The 26,689-nt window shown below is 64.1% G+C and carries 23 protein-coding genes and 5 pseudogenes; 16 read left to right on the forward strand and 12 right to left on the reverse strand.

The annotated features are described in order from the left end of the window. The first annotated feature begins 53 nt into the window (after nt 1–53). Nucleotides 54–359: a plastocyanin/azurin family copper-binding protein gene (locus tag P1K31_RS17430; RefSeq protein ID WP_379794561.1), complete on the forward strand. Its 306-nt coding sequence runs from the start codon at nt 54–56 to the stop codon at nt 357–359. A 124-nt stretch (nt 360–483) separates the two neighbouring features. On the opposite strand, the gene P1K31_RS17435 is transcribed toward P1K31_RS17430, so the two are convergent. After that, nucleotides 484–822 (reverse strand): hypothetical protein, encoded by a 339-nt coding sequence (locus tag P1K31_RS17435; RefSeq protein ID WP_276306589.1) that lies wholly within the window; start codon nt 820–822, stop codon nt 484–486. 79 nt (nt 823–901) lie between these two features. Between P1K31_RS17435 and P1K31_RS17440 the strand changes: the two genes are divergently transcribed. Next, a complete protein-coding gene (locus P1K31_RS17440; protein WP_276306590.1) occupies nt 902–1,276 on the forward strand; it encodes a winged helix-turn-helix transcriptional regulator in 375 nt (124 codons plus the stop codon). Here the strand turns inward: P1K31_RS17440 and P1K31_RS17445 are convergent. Continuing rightward, entirely contained in the window at nt 1,268–2,191 is a 924-nt protein-coding gene (locus tag P1K31_RS17445) for a bile acid:sodium symporter family protein (RefSeq protein WP_276306591.1), read from the reverse strand. The two genes, P1K31_RS17440 and P1K31_RS17445, sit on opposite strands and share 9 nt — an antisense overlap. A gap of 108 nt (nt 2,192–2,299) precedes the next feature. Here P1K31_RS17445 and P1K31_RS17450 point away from each other — a divergent pair. The 5 genes and pseudogenes from P1K31_RS17450 to P1K31_RS17470 all read left to right on the forward strand — a co-directional run. Further along, a pseudogene (locus tag P1K31_RS17450) lies at nt 2,300–2,529 on the forward strand (cell division control protein Cdc6); the annotation flags it as partial. Nucleotides 2,530–2,639: 110 nt separating this feature from the next. Then, entirely contained in the window at nt 2,640–2,891 is a 252-nt protein-coding gene (locus P1K31_RS17455; RefSeq protein WP_276306592.1) for a hypothetical protein, read from the forward strand. A 185-nt stretch (nt 2,892–3,076) separates the two neighbouring features. Then, nucleotides 3,077–3,618: pseudogene (locus tag P1K31_RS17460) on the forward strand (DUF7342 family protein). Nucleotides 3,619–3,621: 3 nt separating this feature from the next. Next, a pseudogene (locus tag P1K31_RS17465) lies at nt 3,622–3,999 on the forward strand (hypothetical protein); the annotation flags it as partial. A gap of 69 nt (nt 4,000–4,068) precedes the next feature. Further along, nucleotides 4,069–6,186, forward strand: a complete 2,118-nt coding sequence (locus P1K31_RS17470; RefSeq protein ID WP_276306593.1) for an acetate--CoA ligase family protein — start codon at nt 4,069–4,071, stop codon at nt 6,184–6,186. A gap of 56 nt (nt 6,187–6,242) precedes the next feature. On the opposite strand, the gene P1K31_RS17475 is transcribed toward P1K31_RS17470, so the two are convergent. From P1K31_RS17475 to merA, 9 genes are all read right to left on the reverse strand, one after another. Next, nucleotides 6,243–7,082, reverse strand: a complete 840-nt coding sequence (locus P1K31_RS17475) for an HpcH/HpaI aldolase/citrate lyase family protein (protein ID WP_276306594.1) — start codon at nt 7,080–7,082, stop codon at nt 6,243–6,245. Then, nucleotides 7,079–9,130 (reverse strand): ABC transporter ATP-binding protein, encoded by a 2,052-nt coding sequence (locus P1K31_RS17480; protein WP_276306595.1) that lies wholly within the window; start codon nt 9,128–9,130, stop codon nt 7,079–7,081. The genes P1K31_RS17475 and P1K31_RS17480 overlap by 4 nt, the downstream gene beginning before the upstream one ends. After that, a complete protein-coding gene (locus P1K31_RS17485; protein WP_276306596.1) occupies nt 9,127–10,047 on the reverse strand; it encodes an ABC transporter permease in 921 nt (306 codons plus the stop codon). Before P1K31_RS17485 ends, P1K31_RS17480 begins: the two co-directional genes overlap by 4 nt. Then, the gene (locus P1K31_RS17490) at nt 10,047–11,030 is read right to left on the reverse strand and encodes an ABC transporter permease (protein ID WP_276306597.1); all 984 of its coding nucleotides are present in this window, start codon (nt 11,028–11,030) and stop codon (nt 10,047–10,049) included. Before P1K31_RS17490 ends, P1K31_RS17485 begins: the two co-directional genes overlap by 1 nt. A gap of 28 nt (nt 11,031–11,058) precedes the next feature. Then, entirely contained in the window at nt 11,059–12,873 is a 1,815-nt protein-coding gene (locus P1K31_RS17495; protein ID WP_276306598.1) for an ABC transporter substrate-binding protein, read from the reverse strand. Between the two features lie 321 nt (nt 12,874–13,194). After that, nucleotides 13,195–13,866: a nucleotidyltransferase family protein gene (locus P1K31_RS17500; protein ID WP_276306599.1), complete on the reverse strand. Its 672-nt coding sequence runs from the start codon at nt 13,864–13,866 to the stop codon at nt 13,195–13,197. Between the two features lie 88 nt (nt 13,867–13,954). After that, nucleotides 13,955–14,821, reverse strand: coding sequence for an NAD+ synthase (locus tag P1K31_RS17505; protein WP_276306600.1), 867 nt, complete (start codon nt 14,819–14,821; stop codon nt 13,955–13,957). A gap of 349 nt (nt 14,822–15,170) precedes the next feature. After that, complete coding sequence (gene lpdA, locus P1K31_RS17510) at nt 15,171–16,556, reverse strand: dihydrolipoyl dehydrogenase (RefSeq protein WP_276306601.1); 1,386 nt, start codon at nt 16,554–16,556, stop codon at nt 15,171–15,173. A gap of 166 nt (nt 16,557–16,722) precedes the next feature. Next, nucleotides 16,723–18,288 carry a mercury(II) reductase gene (merA, locus tag P1K31_RS17515; protein ID WP_276306602.1) on the reverse strand — a complete coding sequence of 522 codons (1,566 nt, stop codon included), beginning with the start codon at nt 18,286–18,288 and terminating at the stop codon, nt 16,723–16,725. A 100-nt stretch (nt 18,289–18,388) separates the two neighbouring features. On the opposite strand from merA, the gene P1K31_RS17520 reads away from it, so the two are divergent. Together P1K31_RS17520 and P1K31_RS17525 are read left to right on the forward strand one after the other, a co-directional pair. Next, nucleotides 18,389–18,748 (forward strand): ArsR/SmtB family transcription factor, encoded by a 360-nt coding sequence (locus P1K31_RS17520; RefSeq protein WP_276306603.1) that lies wholly within the window; start codon nt 18,389–18,391, stop codon nt 18,746–18,748. Next, nucleotides 18,735–18,974, forward strand: a complete 240-nt coding sequence (locus tag P1K31_RS17525) for a hypothetical protein (protein ID WP_276306604.1) — start codon at nt 18,735–18,737, stop codon at nt 18,972–18,974. Before P1K31_RS17520 ends, P1K31_RS17525 begins: the two co-directional genes overlap by 14 nt. Nucleotides 18,975–19,393: 419 nt before the next feature. Here P1K31_RS17525 and P1K31_RS17530 read toward each other — a convergent pair whose 3' ends face one another. Then, a complete protein-coding gene (locus tag P1K31_RS17530) occupies nt 19,394–20,959 on the reverse strand; it encodes a transposase (protein ID WP_276306605.1) in 1,566 nt (521 codons plus the stop codon). Between the two features lie 222 nt (nt 20,960–21,181). Between P1K31_RS17530 and P1K31_RS17535 the strand changes: the two genes are divergently transcribed. From P1K31_RS17535 to P1K31_RS17560, 7 genes and pseudogenes are all read left to right on the forward strand, one after another. After that, complete coding sequence (locus tag P1K31_RS17535) at nt 21,182–21,892, forward strand: chlorite dismutase family protein (protein WP_276306606.1); 711 nt, start codon at nt 21,182–21,184, stop codon at nt 21,890–21,892. 729 nt (nt 21,893–22,621) lie between these two features. Further along, nucleotides 22,622–23,479, forward strand: a complete 858-nt coding sequence (locus P1K31_RS17540; RefSeq protein WP_276306607.1) for a ParA family protein — start codon at nt 22,622–22,624, stop codon at nt 23,477–23,479. Continuing rightward, complete coding sequence (locus P1K31_RS17545) at nt 23,479–23,916, forward strand: DUF7970 domain-containing protein (RefSeq protein ID WP_276306608.1); 438 nt, start codon at nt 23,479–23,481, stop codon at nt 23,914–23,916. Before P1K31_RS17540 ends, P1K31_RS17545 begins: the two co-directional genes overlap by 1 nt. A gap of 467 nt (nt 23,917–24,383) precedes the next feature. Beyond that, the gene (locus P1K31_RS17550) at nt 24,384–24,737 is read left to right on the forward strand and encodes a nucleotidyltransferase domain-containing protein (protein WP_276306609.1); all 354 of its coding nucleotides are present in this window, start codon (nt 24,384–24,386) and stop codon (nt 24,735–24,737) included. A gap of 151 nt (nt 24,738–24,888) precedes the next feature. Beyond that, a pseudogene (locus P1K31_RS22220) lies at nt 24,889–24,945 on the forward strand (DUF8154 family protein); the annotation flags it as partial. Between the two features lie 49 nt (nt 24,946–24,994). After that, nucleotides 24,995–25,231, forward strand: a pseudogene (locus P1K31_RS17555) (DUF8158 family protein); the annotation flags it as partial. Between the two features lie 976 nt (nt 25,232–26,207). Then, the gene (locus tag P1K31_RS17560; RefSeq protein ID WP_276306610.1) at nt 26,208–26,585 is read left to right on the forward strand and encodes a thermonuclease family protein; all 378 of its coding nucleotides are present in this window, start codon (nt 26,208–26,210) and stop codon (nt 26,583–26,585) included. The last annotated feature ends 104 nt before the right edge of the window (nt 26,586–26,689 follow it).

A 26,689-nucleotide genomic window follows, 5' to 3' on the forward strand; every position in this document is an offset into this window, starting at 1 on the left:
CTTCCGCGGGCTGTTCGTCTCCTGGCCGGTCAGGCGGGGCGACGCGTGTCTCGATGAACGACAGCTTCGCCTTCGATCCGAAGAGGCTCACGGTCAGTTCCGGCACGACGGTCAGATGGGTGAACGACAGTGAGGTCGGCCACACAGTTACGGCCTATGCGGATGGGATTCCCGCCGGCGCACCGTACTTCGCCAGTGGAGGGTTCGAGTCGGAGCGTGCCGCCCGAAACGACGTCAGCGGTGGGTTGCTCGCCGCGGGCGAAGCGTACGAACGTACGTTCGAGGTGACCGGCAGCTACGACTACGTGTGTATCCCGCACGAGGGGTCGGGGATGACCGGCACCGTGGTCGTCGAATGACATCCTCCGGGAGCGGGTAGATCGAATTCAGCTGAGTTCGATGGACGCGGCGACGTCGACGAAACCGGAGGGGAAGAGACCGAGGCCGACCGGGAGGACGTCCCGGGGTGAGACGGGGCGGCGTCTACGCCGTCTCGGCCTCCAGTCGCTCGACCAGACCGTCACGGAACATCTGTCGCGTCCCGTCGGGGCCGGTGATGCTCAACACCGTCTCCTCGTACGGCGGCACTACCGTGATCTCGTACTCGGCGAACGCACAGCACGTCGATTCCCACGACGCGAACCGAGCGACCGCGAGCAGCGACTCGTTGGTCCCGGCGAACCGAACGGCCAGCCCGTCCTCGGTCTCCTCGAACCCGACGTAGTTCGCGACGAGACGTGTCCGGACTTCCTCACTCCGCTCTCGTTCCTGTTCGTCGGTCAGCGTACACGCGACTTCCCGTGACGAGTCGTCAGGACTCATGATTCACTGTTACTTCGAATGCGGGAATGTTTATACTGTCAAGTCCGAAGTATTGCATCAAGTGCGGTGAGTGATAGCTATGGCAGAGACGCCCGACCCGCCACCTGACGCCCCGGAGGTACGGAACGCCGAGATCACGTGCTACTGTCCGTCAGGTGGCGTGATGGAGCTGCTCAGTCGTCGGTACGCGATGCAGGTGATCTGCGTCGTCGGAGCGATCGGGCCGGCCAGATACGGCGAGATCGAGGGGACGCTCGGCGAGGTGAGCAGTTCGACGCTGTCGACCCGCCTCGATGACCTCGTCAGGGCCGGGTACCTCTCGCGAGAGCAGTACGCGGAGATCCCGCCCCGCGTCGAGTACGATCTCACCGAGAGGGGTGACGAACTCCGCGGAAAACTCGACCCCCTCCTCGAATGGGCGGACGAACAGGAGCAACCGCAGGGCTCAGGGTGATCGGCTGAACCACTTCGCGAGCCCCGCGCTCGTCGCCATCTCCACGATCCCGAAGACGACCGCCGGGAGCGTCGCCGCGGTCGGGAAGCCCGCTCCGACGAGGAGCGCGGCGGCGACGGCGAAGTCGCGCATCCCGATCGAGAGAGTCGCGGCGATGCGCTCTCCGCGGGTGAAGCGCCGACCCGCGATCCACCCGGCAGCGTAGCCGGTGCAGTTGAGAACGACTGCGCCGACCGCGACGAGGAGGAGTACTCCGCCGCCATCGCGAACGAGCGACGCGTTCGCCGCGGCGACGATCCCGATAACGAGGATCACCATGAGCCCCGACACCGACGGATAGAGGTCGTCGTACCGCCCGATGCGGTCGGGCCACCGATACCGGACCGCGACCGCGAGGCTCATCGGAGCGACCACGGCGAGCGACAACTGTTCGGCGATCAGTAGCGGATCGACATCGACCGACGCACCCAGCAAGGCGGTGACGACCCCGGGGACGAGCACGAGCGTCCCGAGTCCGACCGCGACGAGGACGACCGTCGCGAGGGCCGTATCGCCGCCGCTGAGCTCGGTCATCGTCGGCGTCACCAGTTCGGGCGTCACCGCGCCGAGGACCACGAACCCGACCGTGAGCGCCGGGGAGAGACCGAGAACTCGGGCGATGGCGAACGCGAGGAAGGGCATCGCCGTCTGAACGACGAGGACCGTGAGTACGGTCCGCCCGCGTAGCTGGCGGAACCGTTCGGGCGCGAGCGTCAGCGAAACCGCCCCGATCATGACGGCCAGAATCGGCGTCGACAGCGGAGCGAGGAGGGCCACCGACGGGACGACCAGCCCGACGCCGACCGAGAGGAGCACCCAGAGCAGGAGATACTCGTCGACGAGGGCCGCGGCGCGAGTCACGACGCTATCCGACATCGATGTGATCGATTCGTCCACGTGCGGTTTGGTAGTTCCTCTTCCGATTTCGCGCCGTATCGTGGGACGCGCCGGCTGTCGTCGAACTGTTGGCGGACGGCACCTCCGACGCCGGCCCGGTCGCGCGTCGTCTACCAGCGCTACAAGCTACAAGGAACTCTGCGAGTTCCACGCGATCCGCGCACGGCCCGGCGGATGCGGAGTTTCTCTGCGACCTCAACCGCGACATCGCGACCGTCGTCGACGCGCCACAGACAGTCATCAGTGAGTACGGCGCTCACCGGAGCATCATCGAGTATCTGCCCGACTCCGGCGAGGAGTTCACCCCGATAGCGTAGTGATGAGGGTGAGAGCGATCCGCGGTGCGCGAGGCCGAAGTTTCAATACGTATCTCGACGAGACAGCACTGCCGGTCCCTCGACGTGCCGCCCCACGGCAACCGTACTATATGGACTTCAATTCACCCAGACACACCCCGCTCGGCCCGCTCGCGAGCGATGCGCTCGAGCATCTCGAACCCTCGATGTGGGAGGCAGAGGGAACGAATCGCGAAACTGCCCGCGAGGTCTTGGAGGACCAGGGGTTCACCGAATCGGAGGCCGACGCCGCGCTCACGCAACTCCTCAGTCGAGGGTATCTCTACGAAGTCAACGGGGATCTCTACCTCACACCGACCGGGGACGATCGTGAACGGTCGTAGGTGGATCGTGGGATCGCCCCCGTTTTGCGTTCTGCACGCGATCATATGATCGCGTGCAGAACGTTTGTCGACCGCGCTCGGGTGCTCGCCGTTCTCGCCGAGCAGTGCGCCACCGGCGACGAACTATCTCGATATAGGATGATCACCCCTCGGTCTATATCAACTCGAGGCTCGAACGGTACCGCATGGCCGAGAACGCGGAAGACTCCGGGACAGGGTTCACGGAGCGTCGGAGCACCGGGGAAGACCGTGTCAGGATGGTCGCTCGCCAGCTCTCGGAACCCCGTACTGCGAACCGGGTCGCTTCGGAGCGGAGTGGTCTCACGAACCGACGAAGCGCGTCCTCGAACGACTCGCAGACGATGGGGTGCTTCGCTGCGACGAGAGCGGCGCACACGCGACCTACTTCCGCGACTACCGACGGCAGGCGATGCAGGAGGCGATGCGGCTTCGCGACGGCGATCGAACCGTCGAGGAACTGACTGACCGACTCGCCGAGATGAACGCCTAACTTCGAGAGTGGGGGGACGAGTTCGCCGTCGAGTCGCCGAACCAACTGCGGGCGACGCTCGCTGACGAGGATCTCGGCCCCGAGGAGGAGGCTCAGCGGCGAGAGATCGTCCGTGACTGGGAGCACCTCCAGCGACGCATTCGGATCGTCGGCTTTGCGATCCGCGAGTGGGACTTCCTTACGCCGGGCGCAGAACACGCGACGGCCACGAACTGACGGATGTCGGTCCCCCATCCGGGTGGCGATCCGAACGCGCACCTGTACGAACAACTCGAACGCGACGTCCTCGACCGAGTTCCTCACGTTGCGACCGTCGAGTACGTTCCGGACGACGTCGAAGCCGAACAGCTGAGAGCGACCTTCGACCCGGATCGTCTCGAACCGCCGACCGGGCCGGAGGTACCCGAACTCGCGACCGAGTGGCACCGACAGACGCCGCACGACTGGTTTCGCGTCGACTACGGCGATCCGAACACGGAATTCCACGCCGGGTGGCACCAGGACGATGATCACCCCGATCTCGGCCGGGCGCATTTCCAGCGCTCGACCGACAGGGAAGCTACCTACCGTGAAGTCGCGTTCGACCACGAGCGGCCGCGCTCGAATCACCCGACGCGTGCGCCGGTTCACCAAACGTTATGCAGGACGGTATTCACGACATAGGTAATGTCCGCCAACGCACCGGATCTCGATCCACTGTTCGACCCGGGGTCCGTCGCCGTCGTCGGCGCGAGCCCCGACTCGTTCTACGCGGGTAACCTCGTCGACAACCTGCTCGACTACGGCTTCGACGGCCCGCTGTATCCGGTCAACCCGAAGCGCGACGAAGTGTGGGGTCGCACCTGTTACGACGACATCAACGACGTGCCCGAGGTCGTGGATCTCGTCGTCGTCAGCGTCCCCCGCGACTACGTCGTCGACGTGGTGCGCTCTGCGGGTCGGCGCGGCGTTCCCGCCGCACTCGTCGTCACCGCCGGCTTCTCCGAGGCGGACGAGCAGGGTGCCGCGTTAGAGGCGGAGCTCGCCCAGATCGCGACCGAGGTCGGAATCGACGTCGTCGGACCGAACTGTATCGGTCTGATGGCCGCACGCGGTGCGACGCTGACCGCGACCTGCTCACGCGAGCCCGAGCCCGGTTCCATCGGCCTCGTCAGCCAGTCCGGCGCACTCGCGTTCACGACCTTCTTCGAACGCGCGGCCGACGAGGACGTCCACTTCAGCCACATCGTCTCGACCGGCAACGAGGCCGACCTCACCACCAGCGACTACGTCGCCTACCTCGCCGAACAGGACACGGTCGACGTCATCTGCGCGTACGTCGAGGGGCTGGCCGACCCCGAGCGATTCATGCGCGTCGCAGAGGAGGCGACCCGGAGCGGGACCCCCGTCCTGGCCGTGAAGATCGGTCAGTCGGACATCGCCGAGGAGGCGACGCTCTCGCACACCGGGTCGCTGACCGGCGACGACGATGCGTGGGAGGCGGCGTTCCGACAGACCGGCGTCCAACGGGTACCCGACATCCCGGACCTGCTCTCGCGGGCTAGCGCCCACGCATACTACGACCACCCCGAGGGGAACCGGGTCGCCATCGCCTCCACGAGCGGCGGACTGGCGAGCTTGCTCGCCGACTTGGCCGACGAGCGGGGGCTCGACCTCCCGGACATCGACGCCGAAACCGAGCGAACCCTCCTCGAAATGGAGGAACTGTTGACGTTCGGCGAGTTTCACAACCCGGCCGACATTCGGGGCTACGGTGCCGAAGTGCTGCCCGAGATCGCGGACGTTCTCCTCGACGACGACGCGTACGACGCCTACGTCTTCGCCATCGGCCTCTCCGGGGTCGACGACCGCGCCGAGAAGGTGGCGGCCGACCTCGAAACCATCGTCGAGAACGCCGAGGAGCCGGTGTTCGTCCTCTGGACCGGTCGGAAGGAACCCGACGATCCGGCGGAGACGCCGCCGCACGCCGAACTCCGTCGGAGCGTCCCGCTGTACGAGGATCCCGGCCGGTGCATGGACGCCGTCGCCTCGACGATCGACTTCGTCGCCGACCGCGAGCGTCTCGCCGGGCGTCCCGCCCGGACCCACGTCGAGGCGGCGCTCGACTCCCCCGACCTCGACCTCCCGCGCGGCCGCGTCCTCACCTGGGCCGAGTCCGAGAACCTCCTCTCGGCGTTCGACGTGCCGGTCGCGGAGACGCGTCTCGCGACCGACGCGGACGAGGCGGCGGCCGTCGCCGAGTCGTTCGGCTTCCCGGTCGTCCTCAAGGTGGACTCGCCCGCCCTCCCGCACCGAACCGACGTCGGTGCCGTGAAGGTCGGTGTCGACTCGGCGGACGCGGCCCGCGAGGCGTTCGACGACATCATGGACGCCGTCCTCGCCAACGTCGATCCGACGAACGTCGAGGGCGTCCTGGTCCAATCGATGGTCGACGACGGCGTCGAGGCCATCCTCGGGGTCGCCCGCGACGACGTGTTCGGGTCGCTCGTGACGGTCGGCCCCGGCGGCGTCCTCGTCGAGGCGCTGGACGACGGCGAGGTACTGGTGCCGCCGTTCTCGCGGGCCGCCGCGGTAGCGGCGATAGAGGCGACGGCGCTGGCGGATCTCCTGCAACACCGGCGCGGCGGCCCCGCGCTGTCGGTCGACGAACTCGCGGACCTGCTCGTGAACGTCGGCGATCTGGCGGCGTCGGTCGACTCCGTCTCCGAACTCGACCTCAACCCGGTGCTCGTCACCGAGGACGGTCCGGTCGCCGTCGACGCCCTCGTTCGGACCGGAGAGTGAGCTAGCCTCGAGGGAGAGATCCCTCGATACGCCTATTCGTCCATACGCCTGATCATCTACTCTGGTGCACGGTCGAGTAGGCGGCGGTACCTGTCGACCGTCGCCGTATCGAGGAACACGCCCTCGACCAGCAGCGAGTCCCTCTCGGACGCGTCGAACGCCTCCACGAGGCGCTCGGCCCGGGCGAGTTCCTCCTCCTCGGGGGTGAACGCCTCGTTGATGACCGCCAGTTGCGCGGGATGGATGGCCGTCATGCCGACGAACCCCGTCTCTCTCGCGCGCTCGGCCACCCGTCGGAGGCCCGATCCGTCGTTGACGTCGAGGTGGACCGACGCGACGGGGTCGACGCCGGCCATCGCGGCGTACTCCACGGTGAGCAGCTCGAGGCGTTCACGGACCCGGTCAGGGGTGCCCGGTGCGCCGATGGCTTTACAGTAGTCCGCGAAGCCGAAGGCGAGGCTGACGGTACCCGTCTCCCGACAGGCCGCCGCGATGTCGCGGCCGGCGTGTACGCCGGTCGGGGTCTCGATGGTCGCCCGGAGCGCTGGCGGGTCGTCGGTCAGGGCCGTCAGCGCCGCCCAGGCCTCGCGGACGTCCGCGGCCGATTCCACCATCGGGAGCGCTACCGCATCGGCGGCGGCGTCGACGGCAGCGGCGACGTCGGCCGCGAAGTAGTCGGTCCGGCGAGCGTTGACCCGGACCGCGATCTCGCGGTCGGCGGTTAGATCGGGGACGACCGTCCGGAGGTTCTCGCGGGCGGCGCTCTTCGCGTCGGGCGGTACCGCGTCCTCCAGATCGAAGATCAGCGCGTCGGCCTCGGTCTCGGCGGCCCTGTAGAGCATGTCGACGTCGTCGGCCGGCGTGAACAGCGCCGACCGGCGGGGGCGGTCGCTCATTCGTACCTCGCGAGTAGTTCGCCCGCGACGTTCTCGACGGGGTTGAAGCAGGCCGCCTCGTGATCGCCGTCCCGGAACGTCGAACGATCCGGTTCCTCCCCCCGACACTCCTCGGTCGCCTTGGGGCATCGCGGGGCGAAGTTACAGCCGTCGGGAAGGTTCACCGGGTTCGGCGGTTCCCCCGGCAGCAGTACCCGCTTTCGGTCCTCGGTTGGATCGGCGTTCGGCGAGGCCGACAGCAGCGAGGCCGCGTAGGGGTGTTTCGGGTCCCGGACGACCTTGGCCGTGTCGCCGAGTTCGACGATACGGCCGAGGTACATCACGGCCAGGCGGTCGGTGATCTGCGAGAGGCTCGCCAGATCGTGGGAGATGTACACGATCCCGATGTCGCGCTCGTCGGCCATCTGACGCAGGATGTTGAGGATGCTCGCCTTCAGCGACACGTCCAGCATCGAGGCCGGTTCGTCACAGATGAGCAGCTCCGGGTCGAGCACGAGCGCCCGGGCGATGGCGACGCGCTGGCGCTCCCCGCCCGATAGCTGGTAGGGGTAGCTGTCGAGGAACTTCTCGGGCGGGTCGAGCCCGACATCCGATAGGGTCTCCTGGACCTCCGATTCGATGGCGGTGCGCTCGCGACCCTGTATCTTCAGGGGTTCCGCCACCGCGGCCCTGACCGTCTGGCGCGGGTTCAACGAGTCGAACGGGTCCTGAAAGATGAACTGTACCTTCGAGCGGAACTCCGTTGCCCCCTCCTCGAGGTACTCGTCGACCGATCGGCCGCGGAAGGTTATCTCCCCGCTCGTTCGCGGCTGGAGCACGGAGATGACCTCGCCGAGCGTCGATTTCCCGCAACCTGATTCGCCGGCCACGCCGACGATCTCGTTCTCACGGACGTCGATGTCGACGTCGTTGACGGCCTTCACGTAGTTCGGCTCCCTGCCCAGAAGCTGGTCGAGCATCCCCTGGGTCTGCCGGAACCACTTGGAGAGGTCGTCGGTCTCCACTATCGTCTCCCCGGGTTCGCGATCGCCCGCGCCTTCGCTGACCTCCAGCCCCCACGTCTCGGGGTCGGTCGCCGCCTCGCGTAACTCCGCGACCCGATCCGTGTGATAGCAGGCCGAGCGCTGGTTCTCGACCGCCCTGATCGGCGGGTGACCGTTCTCGCACTCCTCGGTGGCGAACGGACAGCGGTTCCGGAAGACGCAGCCCGCCAGCTCCCGGGTGAGATCCGGCAGCGACCCCGGAATCGAGACCGCCCGCCGGTCGAACTCCTCGATGTCCGGGAAGGAGTTCTTCAGCCCCATCGTGTAGGGGTTAGTCGGGCGTTTCAGCACGTCCCGGGTCGCTCCCTGCTCCATCACCTTCCCGCCGTACAGGACGGAGACGTCGTCGCAGGTCTCCGAGACGACGCCGATGTCGTGGGTGATGAGGAGCAGGGAGCTGTCGATCTCGTCCTGGATCTCCAGGAGCTTGTGGATGATCTTGTCCTGGACGATGACGTCGAGGCCCGTCGTGGGTTCGTCGGCGATGATGAGATCCGGGTCGAGTACCAGCGCCATCGCGATGGTGACCCGCTGGCGCATCCCGCCGGAGAACTGGTGGGGGTAATCGCCCACTCGATCGGGGTCGAGACCGACGATGTCGAACACCTCGGCCACGCGCTCGCGCGCCTCGCGTTTCGGGACGTCGCGGTGTTTCCTGACGGCCTGCACGATCTGGCTGCCGACGGTCATGACCGGATCGAGCGAGTCCATCGCGCTCTGGGGGATGTAGGAGATCTCCTCCCAGCGCACCTCCTGCCACTCCCTCTCCGAGAGGTCCAACAGGCTCCGCCCGTTGAACGTGACCGTCCCGGACTCGATCCGTGCGTTGTCGTCGAGCAGGCCGAGGACGGAATGGGCGATGGTCGACTTGCCGCAACCGGACTCGCCGACGAGCCCGTAGTTCGAACCGGCGGCTATCTCGAACGAGACGCCGTTGACGGCGTGGACGTCGGACACCGACGTTCCGTACGTGATCTTCAGGTCTTCGACTTCGAGTAGGCTCATTGTTCACTCCGTAGCTCGGGGTTCACGATCTCTTCGAACGCCCGTCCCACGAGGAAGACGGACGTCGTCACCGCTGCGATGCCGATGGCCGGCGGTAACACCCACCACCACGCTTCCCGCATACCGCCCGACTCGAACACCTGCTGGAGCATCCGGCCCCACGAGGTGGCCGTCGGGTCCCCGAAGCCGAGGAAGGCGAGCGACGCCTGCCCGGCGATGGCCCAGGAGACCGCGTACGCGGTGTAGAGGAAACCGATGCCGAGGACGTTCGGCGCGACGTGCAGGAACATGGTCCTGCCGTGACCCGCCCCGCTGGCGCGGGCCGACTTCACGAAGGTTCGCTCCCTGACCGTCATCACCTCCGAACGGATGACCCGGGCGGGCATCTTCCAGAAGAACGCCACGATGATGGCGGTGATGAGGAAGACGCTCGGCTGGACGAACGTGAGGACGAGCAGCGCCATGGGCAGGAACGGCAGCGCGAACGTCAGGTCGGTCATGCGCATCAGCACCTCGTCCACCTCGCCGCCGAAGTAGCCGCTCGTGAGTCCGACGAGGAAACCGATGACGCCGGTCCCGAGGCCGCCGAAGACGCCGACGATGAACGTCGGTCGCGCGCCGGCGAGGAACTGGCTCAGCACGTCCTTCCCGTAGGTCGTGGTGCCGAGCGGCGCTTCGGACGTGGGCGGCGACATGCGCAGCAGTCCCCCATCACTCGTGCGGAGCGTGTCCTCGATCGGATGGTGGGGCGCGAGTTGCGGCCCGAACAGCCCCAGGAAGGTGAACGCCACGAGGACGGCGACGCCGACCTTTGCCGCGTCGTCCTGCAGGACGACGCGCGTGATCTCCCCGGCACGGGAGAGGTTCTCCGCGAGGCGTTCTCTCGTCTCGTTCACGTCGAACGCGAGTTCGGACATCAGACGTCACCCTCCGCGACCGTCGGGTCGAGTTTGGCGTACATCACGTCGGCCAGGAGGTTCATCACGATGACGGTGAACGCCATGATGAACACGGCCGCCTGGACCGTCGGGTAGTCCTTCTGGTCGATGGCCAGTACGAGCGCGCGGCCGATGCCGGGCCACGCGAACACCACTTCCAGGGTGATGAGCCCCTGGAACATCATCCCCAGCCGGAGCGCGAAGTACGTTATCAGCGGGAGCATCGAGTTCCGGCCGGCGCGCGCGAGCTGCTCCATCTCCGAGAGCCCCTTCGCACGGTGGAGCGTGAGGAACTCAGAGCCCTTGCGTTCGACCACCGAGTTGCGGGCGAGCATGAGGAAGTCGCCGCTGTAGTAGAGGACCACGGTGACGAACGGGAGGACGTAGTGGATGGCGAAGTCCGTAGAGAGGAACGTCTCCCGTAACCCCTCGGGGCTCGCCGTCGGGTTCCGCATCCCGAAGGCGGGGAGCAGGTCGAGCTGGTAGGAGAAGACGATGAGAAAGAAGATGCCCGTCACGAACACCGGCGTCGAACGGAAGAACGTCGTCACGACGATGCTCAACTGCTCGAACGAGGAGCCCCGATTCCACCCCGCGTAGGAACCGAGCGTCGAACTGACGATGGCGGTCACCACCAGCGCCGGGACGAGCAGGATCATCGTGTTGAGCAGCCTCGGGAAGACAATGTCCCCGACCGGCCGACTCTGTGCGATAGAGTATCCGAAGTTCAGCGTCAGGAGGCTCTGGACGTACTTGACGTACTGGACGTATATCGGCTCGTCGAGGCCGTACTGCGCGCGTAGCGCGTCGACCTGTTCCTGTGAGAGCCCCCCGGAGGTGATGAGCGAACTGAACGGGTCTCCCGGGAGCAACCGGAGGGTGAGAAAGATGATCGAGACGGAGACCAGCGTCAGCGCTATCGAAATGGCGATTCGTTTGACCAGGTACCGTCTGAAACTCATGTGTGAGGGTGAGAGTTCGGTGTAGGTTTCAGGAGAAGTCGGACTGGTCCAGGTCGGACCGGTCCGCGTGCCCGTCCTCGACGCGCTCGACGAACGCGTCCCAGGCGTCACCGGAGGGTGCCCGGAGGGTGCCTCCGTTGTAGGTGTACCCGGCCTGTTCGAGCAGCCGTTTCCCCTTTTCGGGGTCGTATTCGTAGGTCGGGACGTCGTCGGTGTGGAACGGGCTCATCATCGGCGAGATGAGGTTCTGTCCCTCGATGACGGTCCCGCGACCGCCGAGGACGCTATCGACGAACCCTTTTTTGGCGACGGCGTGGCTGAGCGCCTTGCGGAACACCTTGTCCCGGATGAGCGGGTTGATGTGGTTGATGTGAACGTCGAGGGGCGCGAAGTTCTCCGAAACCTGTTTCTCGACCCCGCTGGCCTCGGCTGCACGTCCTGCCTGTTCGTTCGTCAGCGTCGTCCCGATCGCGTCGATGTCACCGCTCTGTATAGCGCCGATGAGTGCGTCGACGTTGCCGACGTTGGACCAGACGATCCCGTCGATGCCGTCACCGGGCACGAAGTACTCGCCCAGGTATTCCTTGCGGATCTCCTCGTCCCACATCCAGTGGCTCCCGTGTTTCTCTACCTCGAAGCGGGTACCCTGCTCCCAGTTCACGAACTTGAACGGCCCGGTGCCGACCGGGGTGTCGGGGTTGTGCTTGGCCGGATTGTCGACGTTCTTCCATCGGTGCTCGGGCAGGATGACGCTCCGGACCACGCGCTGGGTGAGGAACGCGGCGTCGGGTTGAGAGAGGTTGAATCGCACCCTGCCGCCCCCGCTCTCGGAGAGCACCTCGACGCTTTCGATGGGACCGACGAACGGCCCCATCTCGGGCGAGGAGTACTCCTCGAACAGCTCGACGCTGAACTTCACGTCGTCGGGGCCGAACGACTCGCCGTCGTGCCACTCGACGCCCTCGCGGAGGTCCATCTCGACTGTCGTCTCGTCGACGACCTCGGCGTTGGTCGCGAGCCCGGGAACGATCTCCAGTGTGGGGGAGGCATCGTAGAGTCCGTCGTAGAGGTTGGTGAGCCGCTTCGCCTCGGGCCCGCCGGCTGCCCATGCGATGTTTAGCCCGCCCATGGCGGCCAGGACGCCCTTCACCCACGTGGAAGAGCCGCCCCGGGGCTGGAGGTTCACCTGCGTCCAGACGAACGAGTCCCGGTTGGTGCCGTTGCCGGGCGTGGGGACGTACCCCTCCCACTCCTGGGTGTTGGCCGCCATGATGACGTCGGTGAACGCGATGGACAGGATGTACGCGTCCTCGCTGGCCTTCCGCTGGATCTCGTGGCACAACTCGACCCGACGTTGCTGGTCTTCGATCTCCGCGGCCTGTTCGTCGAGGAGTTCCGTGATCTCCTCGTTAAAGTAGTTGTAGTAGTTCCCGGCGGTTTCGGGGTGCATCCGCATCAGGAAAGGGTTCGGATCGAGACCGCGAGCGGGGTCCGGCCCGTGCGTGTTCATGGACACCGACACCGTTTGGCCGGTGTCGGCGGCCCAGTACTCGTCGTACATGACGTTCGTGGGTACGTCGTCGAGTTCCACCGGTACGCCGATATCCTCGAAGGCGCGCTGGATCATCAGGGCGTGCTCGCGCATCCACGGCTCCTCGTCGCTCGCGAAGTTGACCGTGATCGCCTCAAGCTCCGCTCCTTCCGTCACGGTGTACTCGAAGGGAATGTTGTCGTTGTTCTTCGTCTCGACCGGCCACTCGTTGCGGAACTTCGTCTCCAGGGTCCGGCCGTCACCGCTAGCACCACTGTCGCTCTGTCCACTGCAACCGGCGAGACCAGCCATGCCTAGCGTCCCTGTGGCGACGAGTATACGGCGACGGGATACTCCGTCTTCTGTACCTTGATGCGTGCTTTTATTTGTCATGATAAAGACGCTCATAGCTTCAGACTGATGCTATATATAACCTTGTCAGACAGTAACTCGGGACTATCCGGTTAAATTGATTCTACTTTCTATCCGAGTGGTTCGAGCCTCGACGCGACGGTCCAGGGCCGCGGATGGCGCCAACGTCGTCCCCCGCCGGAGAAACCCTGACTATACATCTACGCGTCGCGTGACCGCCGCTCCCCTGCGATTCAGCGATCCGGAGGCCGAGTCGGCCGATCAGCCGTGTCGAGCGAGATCGTTGGGGGTGTCGACGTCGGTCGTCACGCCCGGATCGTCGACGTCGAGGAGCGCGGCGGCGTCGCTCCCGAGGAGCACCGACCGGCCCCCGACGTCCCCCTCGATACCGCGGAGTGCGTCGAAGTGCCGGCGGTCGAACAGCACCGGATTGCCGCGCCGCCCGGCGTGAGCGGCCGCGATCGCGTCACCGACGCCGAGGCTGTAGGCTTCGACGAGGCGATCGACGGTCTCCGGGTCGACGAACGGCATATCGCCAGAGAGGAAGACGGCCGCGGTCGCGTCGGTCTCCGCGACCGCGCGGACTCCCGCTCGAACCGACGTCGACTGGCCGGCCTCGTAACGGGGATTTTCGACGAACGGCACGTCGAGGTCGGAGAGCGCCTCGCGAACCGACGCCGACTCGTGACCGAGGACGACGATGACCCGACCGAGCGTAGCATCGAGCAGCGTTCGGACGGCGCGGCGGACGAGCGGTTCGCCGTCGAGTTCGGCGAGCAGCTTGTTTCCCGCGCCGAATCGCGAACTCGTCCCCGCGGCGAGCACCACCCCGGCAACCGACGGGAGCGATGCCTCGTCCGTTCGGGCCGCCGTCACTTCCGCGGCTGCGACGACGGGTGGCTCGTCCCCGGTCACTCGACCACTCCCGCCCATACCCCCCTCACGCACCGGGATCGTCATAGCTCTTGATCCTCCCCGTTACACCCCCTCGACCGTCCGGGTCGTCGGGGAACGCCCCGGACTACCGCTCCCCGCGTCCGGGCGTCGGCATCGGGGACCGCTTGTGCCACGTCTCGACGCATCGACGCGCGATCCCTTCGACCGTCCGACGATCCGCGCCAAGGCGCTCGGCGGTCTCGTCGATGCCCCGATCCCGTTCGACCAGCGAGTGGAGGATCGGGTCGATCGCGTCGTAGGGTGCCCCCAGTTCGTCGCGGTCGGTCTGGCCCGTCCAGAGACCGGCGGTCGGCTCCTTGTAGAGGAGCCGCTGGGGGAGGCCCACGCGATCGGCGAGCGCGCGAACCTCGCGCTTGTAGAGGTCCCCGATCGGGTAGAGGTCCGCAGCGCCGTCGCCGTGTTTGGTGAAGTAGCCGAGCAACAGCTCCGACCGATTGCTCGTCCCGAGCACGAGTCGGTTGCCGGCGTTGGCCGCGTAGTACGCACACAGCATCCGGAGCCGCGCGATCACGTTTCCGATCGTCCGCACGTCGCCGTCCGGGTCGATCGCGGGGGCGATCAGGTCCTCGAACCGGTCGAGCACCGGACGAAGCGACACGGCGCGGAACTCGATACCCAGGCCCTCCGCCATCGTCCGGGCCTCGTTCGTGTGCCTGCCGTCGGTTTTCTTGTAGGGCAGCGCCAGCCCGAGCACGTTCTCGCCGCCGACCGCCTCGACGGCGAGCGCCGCGGTCAGCGTCGAGTCGACGCCGCCGCTCATGGCGACGACGACGCCGTCAGCGCCGGCGGCAGCGACCGTCTCCCCGATGAACGCGACCGCCTCCGCCCGGACGGTTTCCAGATCGTCCGACGCGGTCAGGAAGCCATCGAACGCCCTTCCGACCCTATTGTCATATTCGTCCCATTCTACGTCCGTATACTCTATGTCCATTCCACTCTCACCACTATTATGAACCATACTCGCGGTTTAAACTCGTTGTCCTTAAACTATGCATAGAATAGAAGCTGCCTGAATGCGCCGCTCTCGCTACCCAGCGAGGAGGTAGTCAGGTGCGGGACTGCCCCACGATCCGACGTCGAATGACCGTCGGTTTCGACCTCACCCGCGGGAGGAGGAGTCGGACAGAACTCGGTTCCAACGTCCGAGATACTGGCGAAGAGGCGATGGGACTCGAGGTGCGGAGGACGGCACCAGTCGATCGCCCCGTCGCGACCGACGGGGGCGATCGTTTCGAGGCTGCCGCCGATCCGCCGCTCTCGGGCGGCTCGTGTGCGATCTGCTACGACGGCCTGTGGACGCCGCCCGCCGCCGCGTTCACGACCTCGGGGAGCGTCGGGTGGACGTGGATCGTCTCGGCGACGTCCCGGGCCGTCCCGCCGAGCTTCATCGCGATGACGATCTCGTGGATCAGATCGGCTCCCTGCTCGCCGACGACGTGGCCGCCGAGGATTTCGCCACTGTCCGCGTCGGAGACGATCTTGACGAAGCCCTCGGTGAGACCGAGGGCTTTCGGCTTCCCCTGGTCGGCGTAGTCCGATCGACCGACTGCGACCTCGTAGCCCCGCTCGTTCGCCTGTTCCTCGGTCAGCCCGACGCGGCCGACCTGGGGGTCGGTGAAGACGGCGTGGGGAACGATTCGATCGCGGGCGTCGATCGTCTCGCCCTCGACGAGGTGGCGATGGAGGAGAGCCGCGTCGTCCCGCGCCGAGTGGGTGAACATCGGCCCGCCGACGACGTCACCCAGCGCCCGGATGGAATCCTCGGCGGTCCGGAACTGTTCGTCGACCTCGATGAATCCCCCCTCGTCGGTTTCTACGTCGGTCGCTTCGAGACCGATCTCGTCGCTGTTGGGTCGCCGCCCGGTCGCGATGAGTACGTGCGAGGCGTCGACGGTCGTCGTCCTTCCGCCCTCGGTCGCGGAAACCTCGATCCCCGATCCGGTGGATTCGAGCCGTTCGACGGTCGCGTTCGTCCGCACGTCGATCCCCTCGGATTCGAACGCCTCCCGTATCACGGTACTCACGTCCGGCTCCTCCCCCGGGAGCAGGCGGTCGCCCCGCTGGAACACCGTCACGTCTGCGCCGAGCCGTTCGTACAGCTGGGCGTACTCGCACCCGACGTATCCGCCACCGACGACCGCGAGGTGCCGCGGGACCTCCGAGAGTTCGAGCGCGCTCGTACTGTCCAACGTCGGCACCTCATCGAGCCCCTCGATAGGTGGTTTCGTCGGTCGGGCACCCGTGTTGACCACGATCGTGTCCGCGGTGAGGACGCGGTCGTTCACCGCGATCTCGGTCGGCGATTCGAAGACCCCGCGCCCCTCGACGAGGTCGAGCCCCTCCGTGTTCTCGACGTTGGTGTAGGCGCCCTCGCGGATGCCTTCGAGGACGCGCCGCTTGCGCTCGACGACGGCCTCCATATCGGTCCGGGCTTCCCCTTCACGCACGATCCCGAACTCCTCCGCGCGGTCGACGAGGTGCGCGACCTCGGCGCTCCGGATCATCGTCTTCGTGGGAATGCACCCCCGGTTCAGGCACGTCCCGCCGAGATCGCCGTCTTCGATCAGTGCGGTCTTCAGGCCGCTTCGTGCACCTCTGATGCTCACCGGGAGCCCGGCCATGCCCCCACCGAGGACGATGAGGTCGTAGGTATCGGCGGTACTCATTCTAATGTTCGTTTGTACGTCGAATCACAAAGAACCACCGGCGATCCCTAGCGGGACTTGAACAACAGGGTGAACGAGGTGAGCGCTTCCCCGAGAGACGCTCGACGACTGTATCTACAGCGACATCGCGCACTTGTCGATCGACGGGGGAGGACGGGTTTGTCGATCATTCGACGCAGCAGCTCATCGTCGAGGTGTCCCGATGGAACGCCTGGCAGGCGTGCTTGAACGCCTCGCTGAACGTCGGGAACGGGTGGACCGTGTCGATGATGTCGTCGACAGTCAGCCCGAACTTGACGGCGAGCGTCGCCTCGGGGATCATATCGGCCGCCCGGGGGCCGACGACGTGGACGCCGACGATCTCGTCGGTCTCGTGGTGCTTGACCACCTGGAGCAGGCCCCGCGTATCCTCGACGGCCATCGCCTTCGGTACGTCCTCCATGTCGACCGTCCGGCAGGAACAGGTCCCGTGTTCCGCCACGTACTCGCGTTCGGTCGTCCCGACGGCGGCGACTTCTGGACTCGTGAAGACGACCTTCGGAACCGCGTTATAGTCGATGGTCTTCCCCCCGGTCTCTTCTCGTGGGCTTCGCCCGCTCGAACGGTCCGAGGCACGGCGTTCCTGGCTGCCGAACGCGTTCTTCACCGCGTGATTGCCCTCTTTCGCCGCCACCGTTTCGAGCATCGGCTCGCCGACGACGTCGCCCGCCGCGTAGACGTCGGCGTTCGCCGTCCGGAGGTACTCGTCGACAACGACGGCCCCCGACCCGTCGGTCTCGACGCCGATCGCATCGAGGCCGATGTCCTCGCTGTTCGGGCGGACGCCGGTGGCGACGAACAGGTCGGTCGCGGTAAAGCGCCGGTGCTCACCGTCGACGTCGGCAGTGACGGCGACGCCTCGTTCGGCCGCCCGTGTCCCACCGTCCGTCGCGACGGCGTCTGCGGATTCGACGCGCCGAATATCGACGTCGGTAACGACCTCGATGCCTTCGGCTTCGAAGCAGCGTCGAAGCTCGCGTCCGAGCTGACCCTCCATCTTCGAGAGGACGTGCTCGGAGCGCTGGAGGATCGTCACGTCCGTCCCCACGTGGTGGAGAATCTGGCCCCACTCGAGGCCGATGTACCCCCCGCCGATCACGACGATGCTCTCGGGGAGATCACGTCGTGCGAGGATCGTCTCGCTCGTCTCGTAGGGGACGTCTTCGATCCCGTCGAGAGGGGCGATCCGGGGCGAACTCCCCGTGGCGATGAGCGCCTTCTCGCCCGTGATGGCGGTCCCCTCGTCGTCCCCGTCGACGATCTCGATCGTCGGGCTGTCGGCGGGCGCAGCCCGACTGCCGGAGGGACTTCGTCCCTCCCCGTCGGCGAATCGGCCGTAGCCCTCGTAGACGTCGATCTCGAAGTGTTCGGCGACGTCGACGTAGTTCCGCTCGCGCAACTGCGCGACGAGCCGGTCCTTCTCGTCGAGCGCGGTCGCCCAGTCCGTCGTCGGCTCGCCCTCCCCGTACTGCACCGCCTCGAACGGGTTCCGGGGCGGTTCGAACGCCACCTTCCCGACCTCGAGGAGGTGCTTGCTCGGAACGCACCCGACGTTCACGCAGGTCCCGCCGAGCGGCAGCCCGGCGTTCACGAGGGCGGTCGAGAGTCCGCGTCCGCTCGCTTCGGTCAGCGCGGCGAACGCCGCGGCCCCGCCGCCGAGGACGACGAGGTCGTACTCGCACTCAGCACTCATTTCAACCTTCGTTTGAGCATCGAAGTTTAAATCAATGCCGACTTTCGACGGCGACGTGGCTCCGTAACGCCTATGCCCCTATACATCAACACATGTTATAATGAGCGTCTCACTCTTGCAATCGACCGACGACGTCAACGAGGCCCGAGCGACCATCTTCCGCGCGCTGGGGGACGCGACGCGGCTTCGCATCTACCAGACGATCGTCGAGGCCGACGGTCCGCTGAACGTGACCGAGATCTGCGAGCGAACGGACCTCTCGGCGAACCTCGTCTCGCACCACCTCCAGTGTCTGAAGAACTGCCAGCTCGTCACGGTCGAACGAGACGGCCGCAAGCGGTTCTACGAGGTCGCCCGGACGGAGGGGATCCGGCTGGTCGAACTCGCCGACGAGTGTATCCGCCAGAACATCGAGAGCGTCCTCGGCTGCGAGATCGTGCGGGACGATGACGACTCGTGATGGCGACGACGCTGACTCGCTCCTGCCGTACGCCGGACTCGGTGGCGTCGTCGTGTGCTGTGCCGTGCTCGAACTGCTCGGCGGCGCAGCTATTCTCGGCGGACTCGCCGCGACGATCGGGCTCTCGACGGGGCTGACGTACCTCGCGGTCACCGGCGTCGGAGGCGTGACTGCGGTACTTCTCCTGCTCGGTTACCGCCAGTCCGGAAGAACGAGCGGTGCCTGAGGTCGACCCTGTCGATCGTAACCTGCGCGGGCCGCTCGACCGACTTGATGACCGCCTCTCGGCGTGACATTCCGCGTCATACCCGTGGGGGATGCTCGAGCTATTCCCCTCCCGCGAAACCACCGTAGCTACCGTTCGCCTACCGGACCCCGAGACACGTACTCCACGCGCCTCGCTAGGGGCACGGATCAGAACCCCGGCCTCCGAACTCGTAGGATTCGAGGGACGCTGCAAGTTGAGACTACAACGGATTTAGCGGGCCTGTAATGCGTGGTTGCGGACGAATCCGTGAGTAAAAACTGCTTCAGATCGCCTCTCAATTGCGCCGTCTTGTCACACAGTCAACTGTATTGCCGAATTTCTGAGACTGCCGACAGCGTTGCCATTCACACCGGCTCTATTCCAGACTGAGCGCCTCACTACCCGATTCCGGTTTCCTTCTTCAGCAGTGTGAGCGTATTGTCGGCCGTCACGACTGGTGCGTGCTCGTACTCACCAGTTAACTCGACCTGCACGAGCAGATCGACCGCTCGCCAAATCGAGTACAACAGAGACGCGAACGCGAAATAGAAGAACCGTAGCACGAAATCCTTCGACGTGGTGGCGGCCATGAAACGTTTGATCGACTTGTAGCCGCTTTCGATCTCCCACCTGTAACCGTACTCGGTGAGGTGCCCGCACCCCCGATTCGTCATGAACACCGAATACTGTCGGTGGTCGTCGTGCTCAGAGTTCTCCTTCCGTCGGTAGATCAGCGACGTCTCGTGCCACTCGTTGTTCCCGAGATGCAGCTTCCGATCGGTCTCGTATCGATCTTGGTCACGTCGGAGCAATCGCTTGGCCTGGGCTTTCTCGCTGGTCTGCATTCGTTTCGGGACGACGTACGACAACCCACGCCGGTTGAGCATCTCGAGAATATGCTGACTGTCGAACTCCCGGTCCATCAGGACGTTATCGACGTGAACGGCGTCTTGGGCCGAATCAAGCAGATCCTCAACGATCTCTTTACGGGATTCCCCGCGCCGCACAGGCCGCACATCGAGCACGATTGGAACCACATTGCCCACCAGCTGTACTGTTGCCCACTGGTAGGCGTACTCGTCGGTGTTCTCTTTCGTCCCGAGAATCTCGTCCTCGTGCCCACTTCGGTCACCCGTGAACGGGTCAGCTTCGGTGATATCGATCGCGACGATTCCCGCCCGGAAGAACTCCTCTGTCTCCGTTACTTCGCCCAACAGCCGATCAACCGCCTGTCGGTACATCTCTCGAATCTCCGGTATCGAGAGATCCCGAAGGTGGTCACGATGAGCGTGGCCCAGTGGAGTACGATCACGAGGTGACTCGTAAATGAAGCTACGAGCCCCCTCGTTCGCAGCCAAGTTCTCGCGGAGGCCAAGATAGGTCTGTAAGTCCCAGTAGGCGTTCTCGTGAATCTCACAGCCCTCACCGCGAGGCGGAAGATTCCGTTCTGGCTCGCGCGGAACTGCAATACCTGCATTCTGAGCTTTGATGAGAATCGTTCGAGCAGCCGTTTCAATCGTCTCGCGAAGATCTGCAGTGAATCGCTTGTTCCAACTACGCCACAGTGTCGATTGGTCTGGAATCGTCTCCAACCCCAACTGATCACAGAGTGAGGGATGGCGGTTGAGGTATTCAATGAGTGCTGTTTCGTGACTCCACCCGTGGGATTCTTTCAGAACGAACACGCGAAAGAGTGTGTCCATCTCGTAGCGTGTCGAACCTGCATAGCGGTCGTGGACGCCGAACCTGAAATAAGCTAACGGGACTGAGCAGACGAACTCATCAACTGAATCGTGGACGTCGTGTCTGAACCACTGGTCGGAGACCATGCGAACATCTGATTCCAGTCCTGCCAGCGAGGTGCGATCGTACAACGGCGTTGAATCGTACGCGGGCCACTCGGAGTAGGCGATTTGTGCGATATCCCGGAAAACCGCGCGGTGTGTAGACTGCGACGGCGCCATCTATAGAAAGACGAACCCGACTGCCCGAAAAAGTCACAGGGATTCTGTCACTAGAACGCCATGCTCACCGGTAGAATAATTGTCAACGGCAAGTACACTGGATAGACTGACAGTAGGTCAAGAACGTTCGCCAGTTGAGAAGATCCTTCGACTGCGGACAACCCTAAAAAACTTTGCGCATGATTACCAAACCGACAGAACATGTCCAGTCACGGTGCGCCAATGCTTGACGAAACGGGGGTGTTTGGAGTATTCGCAGCGTTCACAGTTACTCCAGTACGGACGAATAACGCGGGAGAATCACCCGATATCACGCCGGATGGGGTTACGGACCTTCTCACCAACTACGAAGATGACGTCCTCGTGGACGCGTATGTACTGGAAGGACTGACACCCGACGCGGACTATATGCTGAGGATTCATGCTCGCGAATTGACGACTGCACAGGCGTTTTTGCAGGACTTCCGCGAGACAACACTTGGTGGGCACTCCCAACAAACCGAAGCGTTAGTCGGCCTCATCCGTGAAGCCGTGTATACGCCAGATGCCCCCGACCTTAATGCGGAACTGGAGGTGACAACCTACGACGGTCCCGAACCACCACAGTATGCGATTGTCATTCCAGTTCGGAAGACGGCCGAGTGGTGGAACTTGTCGAATGAGAAACAGCTCGAACTGATGCGAGGTCACATCGAACCAACGTTGGAGTATCTCGACAGTGTCCGTCGGCAACTCTATCACGCGAGCGGATTGGACGATGTCGATTTCATCACCTACTTCGAGACAGACGACCTCGTCGCGTTCAACAACCTCTATCGCGACCTACAGTCCATTCCCGAGTACCGCTACGTCAGCTATGGCGATCCGACACTAGTGGGTCGTCTTCAGGAACCTGCCACAGCATTCGATCAGGTGACCCGCCAACTTGAGTAAAGTAGGGGAACGAACTGTGCCTCAGAGGAAGACCACCCATCTCCTCCTATACCGTGCTACATGCCATCTAAGGACATGAGCAGAGCTCCGTCCGCGGGAGCCAAACGTATTGATTGAGATCGCTGTGCATTGAGAGAGCCAGTCTCAACTCCCTAGGGACGCTCATTCATATCGCGGCATAGGATTTATGAGCTGGTCGCCCCTCGCTCGTATCACCACTGGGGCAGCTGTCACCGCTGTCTACCCCTCCTGTGAACTCAGTTCAGCCGAGGCACGCCCGTCTACGAGGTACGCCGGTCGATCTCGACCCTCCGCGAGCGCGTCATTCCCTCGGCGTACGGTTCTCCGCCGGCCTCCTCGACTGTCACGACTAGCGCCGACGGGGCGCTGCTCGGGCGGGTGATCCTGGGAGTAATAACAGCTATAATCTATGACTATAAAGTATAGGTGTATATCATAGTTATATCTTCTCTTGCGCGTGCTCGATACCGTACGGGGGAGGGAACAGGCGGCAGTGAGGTCTACCGACGAGGTTCTACACCCGGATGAGGCGTCATATGCGACGATGTGCAGTCGCCGTAGGCGGTAGCGGTCGACAATGCTCGAACGCTGTTGCTGGTGGGTATAGTTGAATGGTATAGCTATCTCCTGTAGCTCTACGCGATATTCAACTGATATAGCTGTATTGTCTGACTTAGATTTATATCCTCGTTCCTCGACTATCCGGTAATGCTCACCTACACCCCCGTATCGGAGGCGGGCGGCGTCGGGAAGACGACGACGGCCGCGACGCTCGCGGCGAGCCACGCGCGCGCGGGTCACGACGTCCTCACCATCGACATGGATACCCAGAACGGGAGCCTCACGTACTTCTTCGGTCCCGACTACGACCGCGGCGACCCGACCGTCGATAATCTCGTCCGCCACCTGGTCGGGCGTCCGAAGGGCGACTTCCACGATCTCGCTCTCGAGGTGGAGGGCGGGGTCGATCTGATCCCGTCGCACAACATGCTCGAGGACCTCCACGAGTTCCTCCTCAACGAGAAGAACCAGGCCGAGAACTTCGGGGAGTCCTACAGCATGTACCACCAGCTCCACCGCGTCCTCCGCGAGGCGAACGTCCGCGACGAGTACGACGTGGTGATCGTTGATTCGGCCGGAAAGGCGGGGCCGATCCTCTACAACGCGCTGGTCGCGGTCCGGAACGTCGTCATCCCGTTCGAGGCCACCGCGAAGGGCCAGGAATCGATCGAAGGGTTGGACGACCTCGTCGACGGACTGGAACAGAGCATCGACGTCGACGTCGGCGTACTCGCGGTCGTCCCGATCGGATACCGAGACACGCGCGATCAGCGGGAGATCCTCGGGGACCTCCGCGGGAGCGGATTCCCGGTGCCGGTGGTCGTCGGCGAGCGCGGCTCGTTGATGGAGGGGAGCTGGAAGCAGCAGTGCAGTCCCTACGCGTACGTCGAGAACCACCGTGAACGAAGACGCGACTACGAACTCGAGACGCTCGACCAGTTCGACGAACTCGCCCGGCATCTCGAACGGGAGGCGGGAATCGAGCCCCCCGAGGTGGTGGCGTAATGGGGCTCAAATCCGGCTCCCGGGACGCCGGCCTCGACGAATCGGGAAGCGACGTGGAACGCTCCGACGAGCGGGAGACGGACGTCCCGAACCGGGAACGCGAGACGCCGGCCGACCCGTCACCCACAAAAACGAACGACGCGGACACGGACCCCTCGCTCGACTCCGGAACCGGATCGCAGCGCCTCACGATGGACTCGATCCCGTACAAACTCCGCCGCGATAGGGTAAACGAGGGGCGCGAACAGGTCCCGTACTTCCTGCGGGAGGAGATCATCGAAGCCGAGGACGAGCTCCAGGATACGCTCGAAGAGCTCCTCGGCGAGGACGTCTACAAGTCCGACTACCGGGAGGCCGCGATGGTCGTCGCACAGCGCAATCCGGAGCTCATCGCCGAGGTGCTCCGCGAGTGGGGATACGATCTCGACGCCACCTGATCGGCGTTCGACACGGGATTCCCCGGGAATTTCTCCGTGCGTTCAGCACGGGCGTCGACTCGCCGTTCGTCGCCACAGCCGGGTTCGCGTCGAGGGACAACTCGAGCGCCACGACGCCCGACCGGGAGTCCTCATCAGTTGTTCTGTCCTTTTCGACCGCGGAGATCGGTGCGCTCTACGGCCAAGTCCCCCGCGCCACCTGACCCGTCGGAATCGGGTCGTCTAGACGGTGGTCGCTCTCACTCTTCGTTATAAACCACAGCTATATCCTCTAGCTATAGTCCCTGGCTGTAGTATCTGACTATGATATAACGTCATACTTTATAGCCATAATTCATCGTCGTATGCTGGATCTGCTGCTCATCAGTGGGTGAGAACCGACAGCCGGCGAGGCAACGCTCCTGGCTATAGGATATAGTCGTTTATCTCGACTATAAGTCATAACTATATTATTTACTACAGTCGACGTGGTTCGAGAACTCGTTAGAAGGTTAGCTGACGAGATCGAGGAGATCCACGGAATCGTCCTCTTTAGCAGTGTTGCCCGAGGGGACGCCGACCGGCGAAGCGATATCGATTGCTTCGTACTCGTGGACGGAACCCAGGCGACAGCCCAGCAAACCCCCCACGAAATCACGTCGGAGCTGAACGAGGATTCCTTCGATGGTGACCGCTACGAATTCCACGTCCTCGTCGAATCCGTCGAGAGCGTACGCCACTACGGGGATCGACTGCGCGAGATCTTCACGACGGGCCTGACGCTCACAACCTCCGACACGCTCACGCAACTCGAAGAGGAGGTGCCCACGAATGGACGATAGCTACGTCGACGATGCGCTCACCGACGCCGAGGCAGCCTTTCAGGAGACCCGTGGGCGAACTAGGCGAATCCGATCTGGACGTCTCTGACCCGCCCTCGTCCAGCGACGGAAGGTCTGTCGACTCCTCGAAGCAGCGCGGACGCTCCGCGAGCAGAACGGATACTACACAGCGGTGATCGAGGCATCGTTCGTCGCTGTCGAGCGCAGTATGCAGTTCTATCTCCTCCATCGCGGACACGCCTCCGGGGAGGACTTAGCGAGCCGAGACGCCGCGTGCGGACCACCACGACGTCCATTTCGGCGAGGTGATGGCAGCAATTGTCGATCAGTATGGAACGGAGACCGTCCGAACCGGTATCCACCGTCTTCTCGTCGAGCACTACCCGGTTCGGACAGCCACGGTCGACCTCGATATGCGCAACATCGATGGCGTGCGTATCGGAACGACGGCCGGCAGGTTCCTGCGAGAGCTGAACGCGAAGCAAACCAGCTGAGACCGCATGTCTGAAAGCCCGCAGCCGTTCGGCATCCCGCGACCACGGGAAGGCGGTCCTGCTCACTCCGTTGCGCGGGCTGTGGCTTCCCTGCCTTTGTGCGCTCCGCTCACGAGGACCACGCTGCGCGCCTCGTTTCACTCGGTGCTAGCGGGGGCGGGGGACGTTCACGGCACGTTCGCGTCGTTCGATCGGGGCCTCGTCGCGTTCACCTACGCTAATTGTCGCGTCGCCGTCGAAGAACAAGGGATCGTCCTCGTTGAGCCAGTTGGAGCTGACGAGGACCAGCCATGACTCGTGATATCCTCGTCGCCGTAACGTTCGTCGTGGAAACTAGTAAGGATCATTCACGGGGAGACAGCCGTGACTTCATGCGCTGCTCCACTGACCGACGTCTCTTCGACGGCAGCGGTGATCTCTCTCGCCGGTTTGAACCCATTGAAGCCGATGACACCGGTAGTAGTGACTCCAGTAGCGACCGGTGTGTCCATCGATCTACACACGGTTGCCCGCTCTTAGGCGTCACAGCACGAGACGCCCACACACTGTTAGCAGGGGTACTGAGCGTGCATGCGTGCGTAGAACGGAAGATCAGTCCCCACCGTGATGCCACCCCCTCCACCCCCTCACCGGGACCAGCGAGGGGCCCAGCCGCATGCTCTAGGTAAATAGCTAGCCAGATGAGTTTCAGATCCGAGACGTCTCTACCGCCTGCGGGGCGACAACCCTCTCCACCCAACCGGTGAAGCTCGCGTCCCGCCTGCCGGGGGGTTATTTGGCACGTGACACGTCTGTAACACTCGCCCTGCCCCCCGACTTTGGATCACTCCGTTAGAGAAAATAACCAGAGAATGATCGAGTGGGTTCATACCGCGCCTGAACAGGGAACACCGTCGAACTCATCGAAAACGTCTACCCAATGCGTGAATAGTACCTCATTCGTTAATATTATTTGTGCATATAGTGATGAAAAGCCATGGATCTCTGGCAATATCGCGCTGATGTTGAGCGCGTGGTCGACGGTGACACGCTCGATCTCAGTATCGATCTGGGGTTCGGCGTGATACTCACGGGCGATGAAGCTCGGGTTCGACTCCGTGATATCGATACCGCGGAAATCTTTGGGTCCTCCAAGGACAGCGAGGAGTACGCTACTGGCCAGCGACATAAAGAGTTTGTCGAGGAGTGGGTCGCCCAGGGAGCGGATCGAGAGTGGCCATTTTTTATCGAAACGAGCAAAGATGACGAGCGAGGGAAGTATGGCCGATGGCTTGCCGTCATCAAACGCCGTAATGATGGAGCGGTCCTCAACGACGCTCTTGTTGAAGAATTCGGCGATGCGGTCCGATCGTAGACCGTAGAAACCCATCTTCGCAGAGATAGCTAATAGAGTGATTGACTGAGTGAATCGAGGAAGGACGTGATCGAGACGATCGAAGACATCTCGGGAGGGTCTCG

Source organism: Halomarina halobia, assembly GCF_029338575.1.
Classification (GTDB): Archaea; Halobacteriota; Halobacteria; order Halobacteriales; family Haloarculaceae; genus Halomarina; species Halomarina halobia.

Coding starts and splice junctions, on each gene's coding strand:
- P1K31_RS17430 (WP_379794561.1), top strand. CDS start 54: ATGAACGACAGCTTCGCCTTCGATCCGAAGAGGCTCACGGTCAGTTCC.
- P1K31_RS17435 (WP_276306589.1), bottom strand. CDS start 822: ATGAGTCCTGACGACTCGTCACGGGAAGTCGCGTGTACGCTGACCGAC.
- P1K31_RS17440 (WP_276306590.1), top strand. CDS start 902: ATGGCAGAGACGCCCGACCCGCCACCTGACGCCCCGGAGGTACGGAAC.
- P1K31_RS17445 (WP_276306591.1), bottom strand. CDS start 2,191: ATGTCGGATAGCGTCGTGACTCGCGCCGCGGCCCTCGTCGACGAGTAT.
- P1K31_RS17455 (WP_276306592.1), top strand. CDS start 2,640: ATGGACTTCAATTCACCCAGACACACCCCGCTCGGCCCGCTCGCGAGC.
- P1K31_RS17470 (WP_276306593.1), top strand. CDS start 4,069: ATGTCCGCCAACGCACCGGATCTCGATCCACTGTTCGACCCGGGGTCC.
- P1K31_RS17475 (WP_276306594.1), bottom strand. CDS start 7,082: ATGAGCGACCGCCCCCGCCGGTCGGCGCTGTTCACGCCGGCCGACGAC.
- P1K31_RS17480 (WP_276306595.1), bottom strand. CDS start 9,130: ATGAGCCTACTCGAAGTCGAAGACCTGAAGATCACGTACGGAACGTCG.
- P1K31_RS17485 (WP_276306596.1), bottom strand. CDS start 10,047: ATGTCCGAACTCGCGTTCGACGTGAACGAGACGAGAGAACGCCTCGCG.
- P1K31_RS17490 (WP_276306597.1), bottom strand. CDS start 11,030: ATGAGTTTCAGACGGTACCTGGTCAAACGAATCGCCATTTCGATAGCG.
- P1K31_RS17495 (WP_276306598.1), bottom strand. CDS start 12,873: ATGGCTGGTCTCGCCGGTTGCAGTGGACAGAGCGACAGTGGTGCTAGC.
- P1K31_RS17500 (WP_276306599.1), bottom strand. CDS start 13,866: ATGGGCGGGAGTGGTCGAGTGACCGGGGACGAGCCACCCGTCGTCGCA.
- P1K31_RS17505 (WP_276306600.1), bottom strand. CDS start 14,821: ATGGACATAGAGTATACGGACGTAGAATGGGACGAATATGACAATAGG.
- lpdA (WP_276306601.1), bottom strand. CDS start 16,556: ATGAGTACCGCCGATACCTACGACCTCATCGTCCTCGGTGGGGGCATG.
- merA (WP_276306602.1), bottom strand. CDS start 18,288: ATGAGTGCTGAGTGCGAGTACGACCTCGTCGTCCTCGGCGGCGGGGCC.
- P1K31_RS17520 (WP_276306603.1), top strand. CDS start 18,389: ATGAGCGTCTCACTCTTGCAATCGACCGACGACGTCAACGAGGCCCGA.
- P1K31_RS17525 (WP_276306604.1), top strand. CDS start 18,735: ATGACGACTCGTGATGGCGACGACGCTGACTCGCTCCTGCCGTACGCC.
- P1K31_RS17530 (WP_276306605.1), bottom strand. CDS start 20,959: ATGGCGCCGTCGCAGTCTACACACCGCGCGGTTTTCCGGGATATCGCA.
- P1K31_RS17535 (WP_276306606.1), top strand. CDS start 21,182: ATGCTTGACGAAACGGGGGTGTTTGGAGTATTCGCAGCGTTCACAGTT.
- P1K31_RS17540 (WP_276306607.1), top strand. CDS start 22,622: ATGCTCACCTACACCCCCGTATCGGAGGCGGGCGGCGTCGGGAAGACG.
- P1K31_RS17545 (WP_276306608.1), top strand. CDS start 23,479: ATGGGGCTCAAATCCGGCTCCCGGGACGCCGGCCTCGACGAATCGGGA.
- P1K31_RS17560 (WP_276306610.1), top strand. CDS start 26,208: ATGGATCTCTGGCAATATCGCGCTGATGTTGAGCGCGTGGTCGACGGT.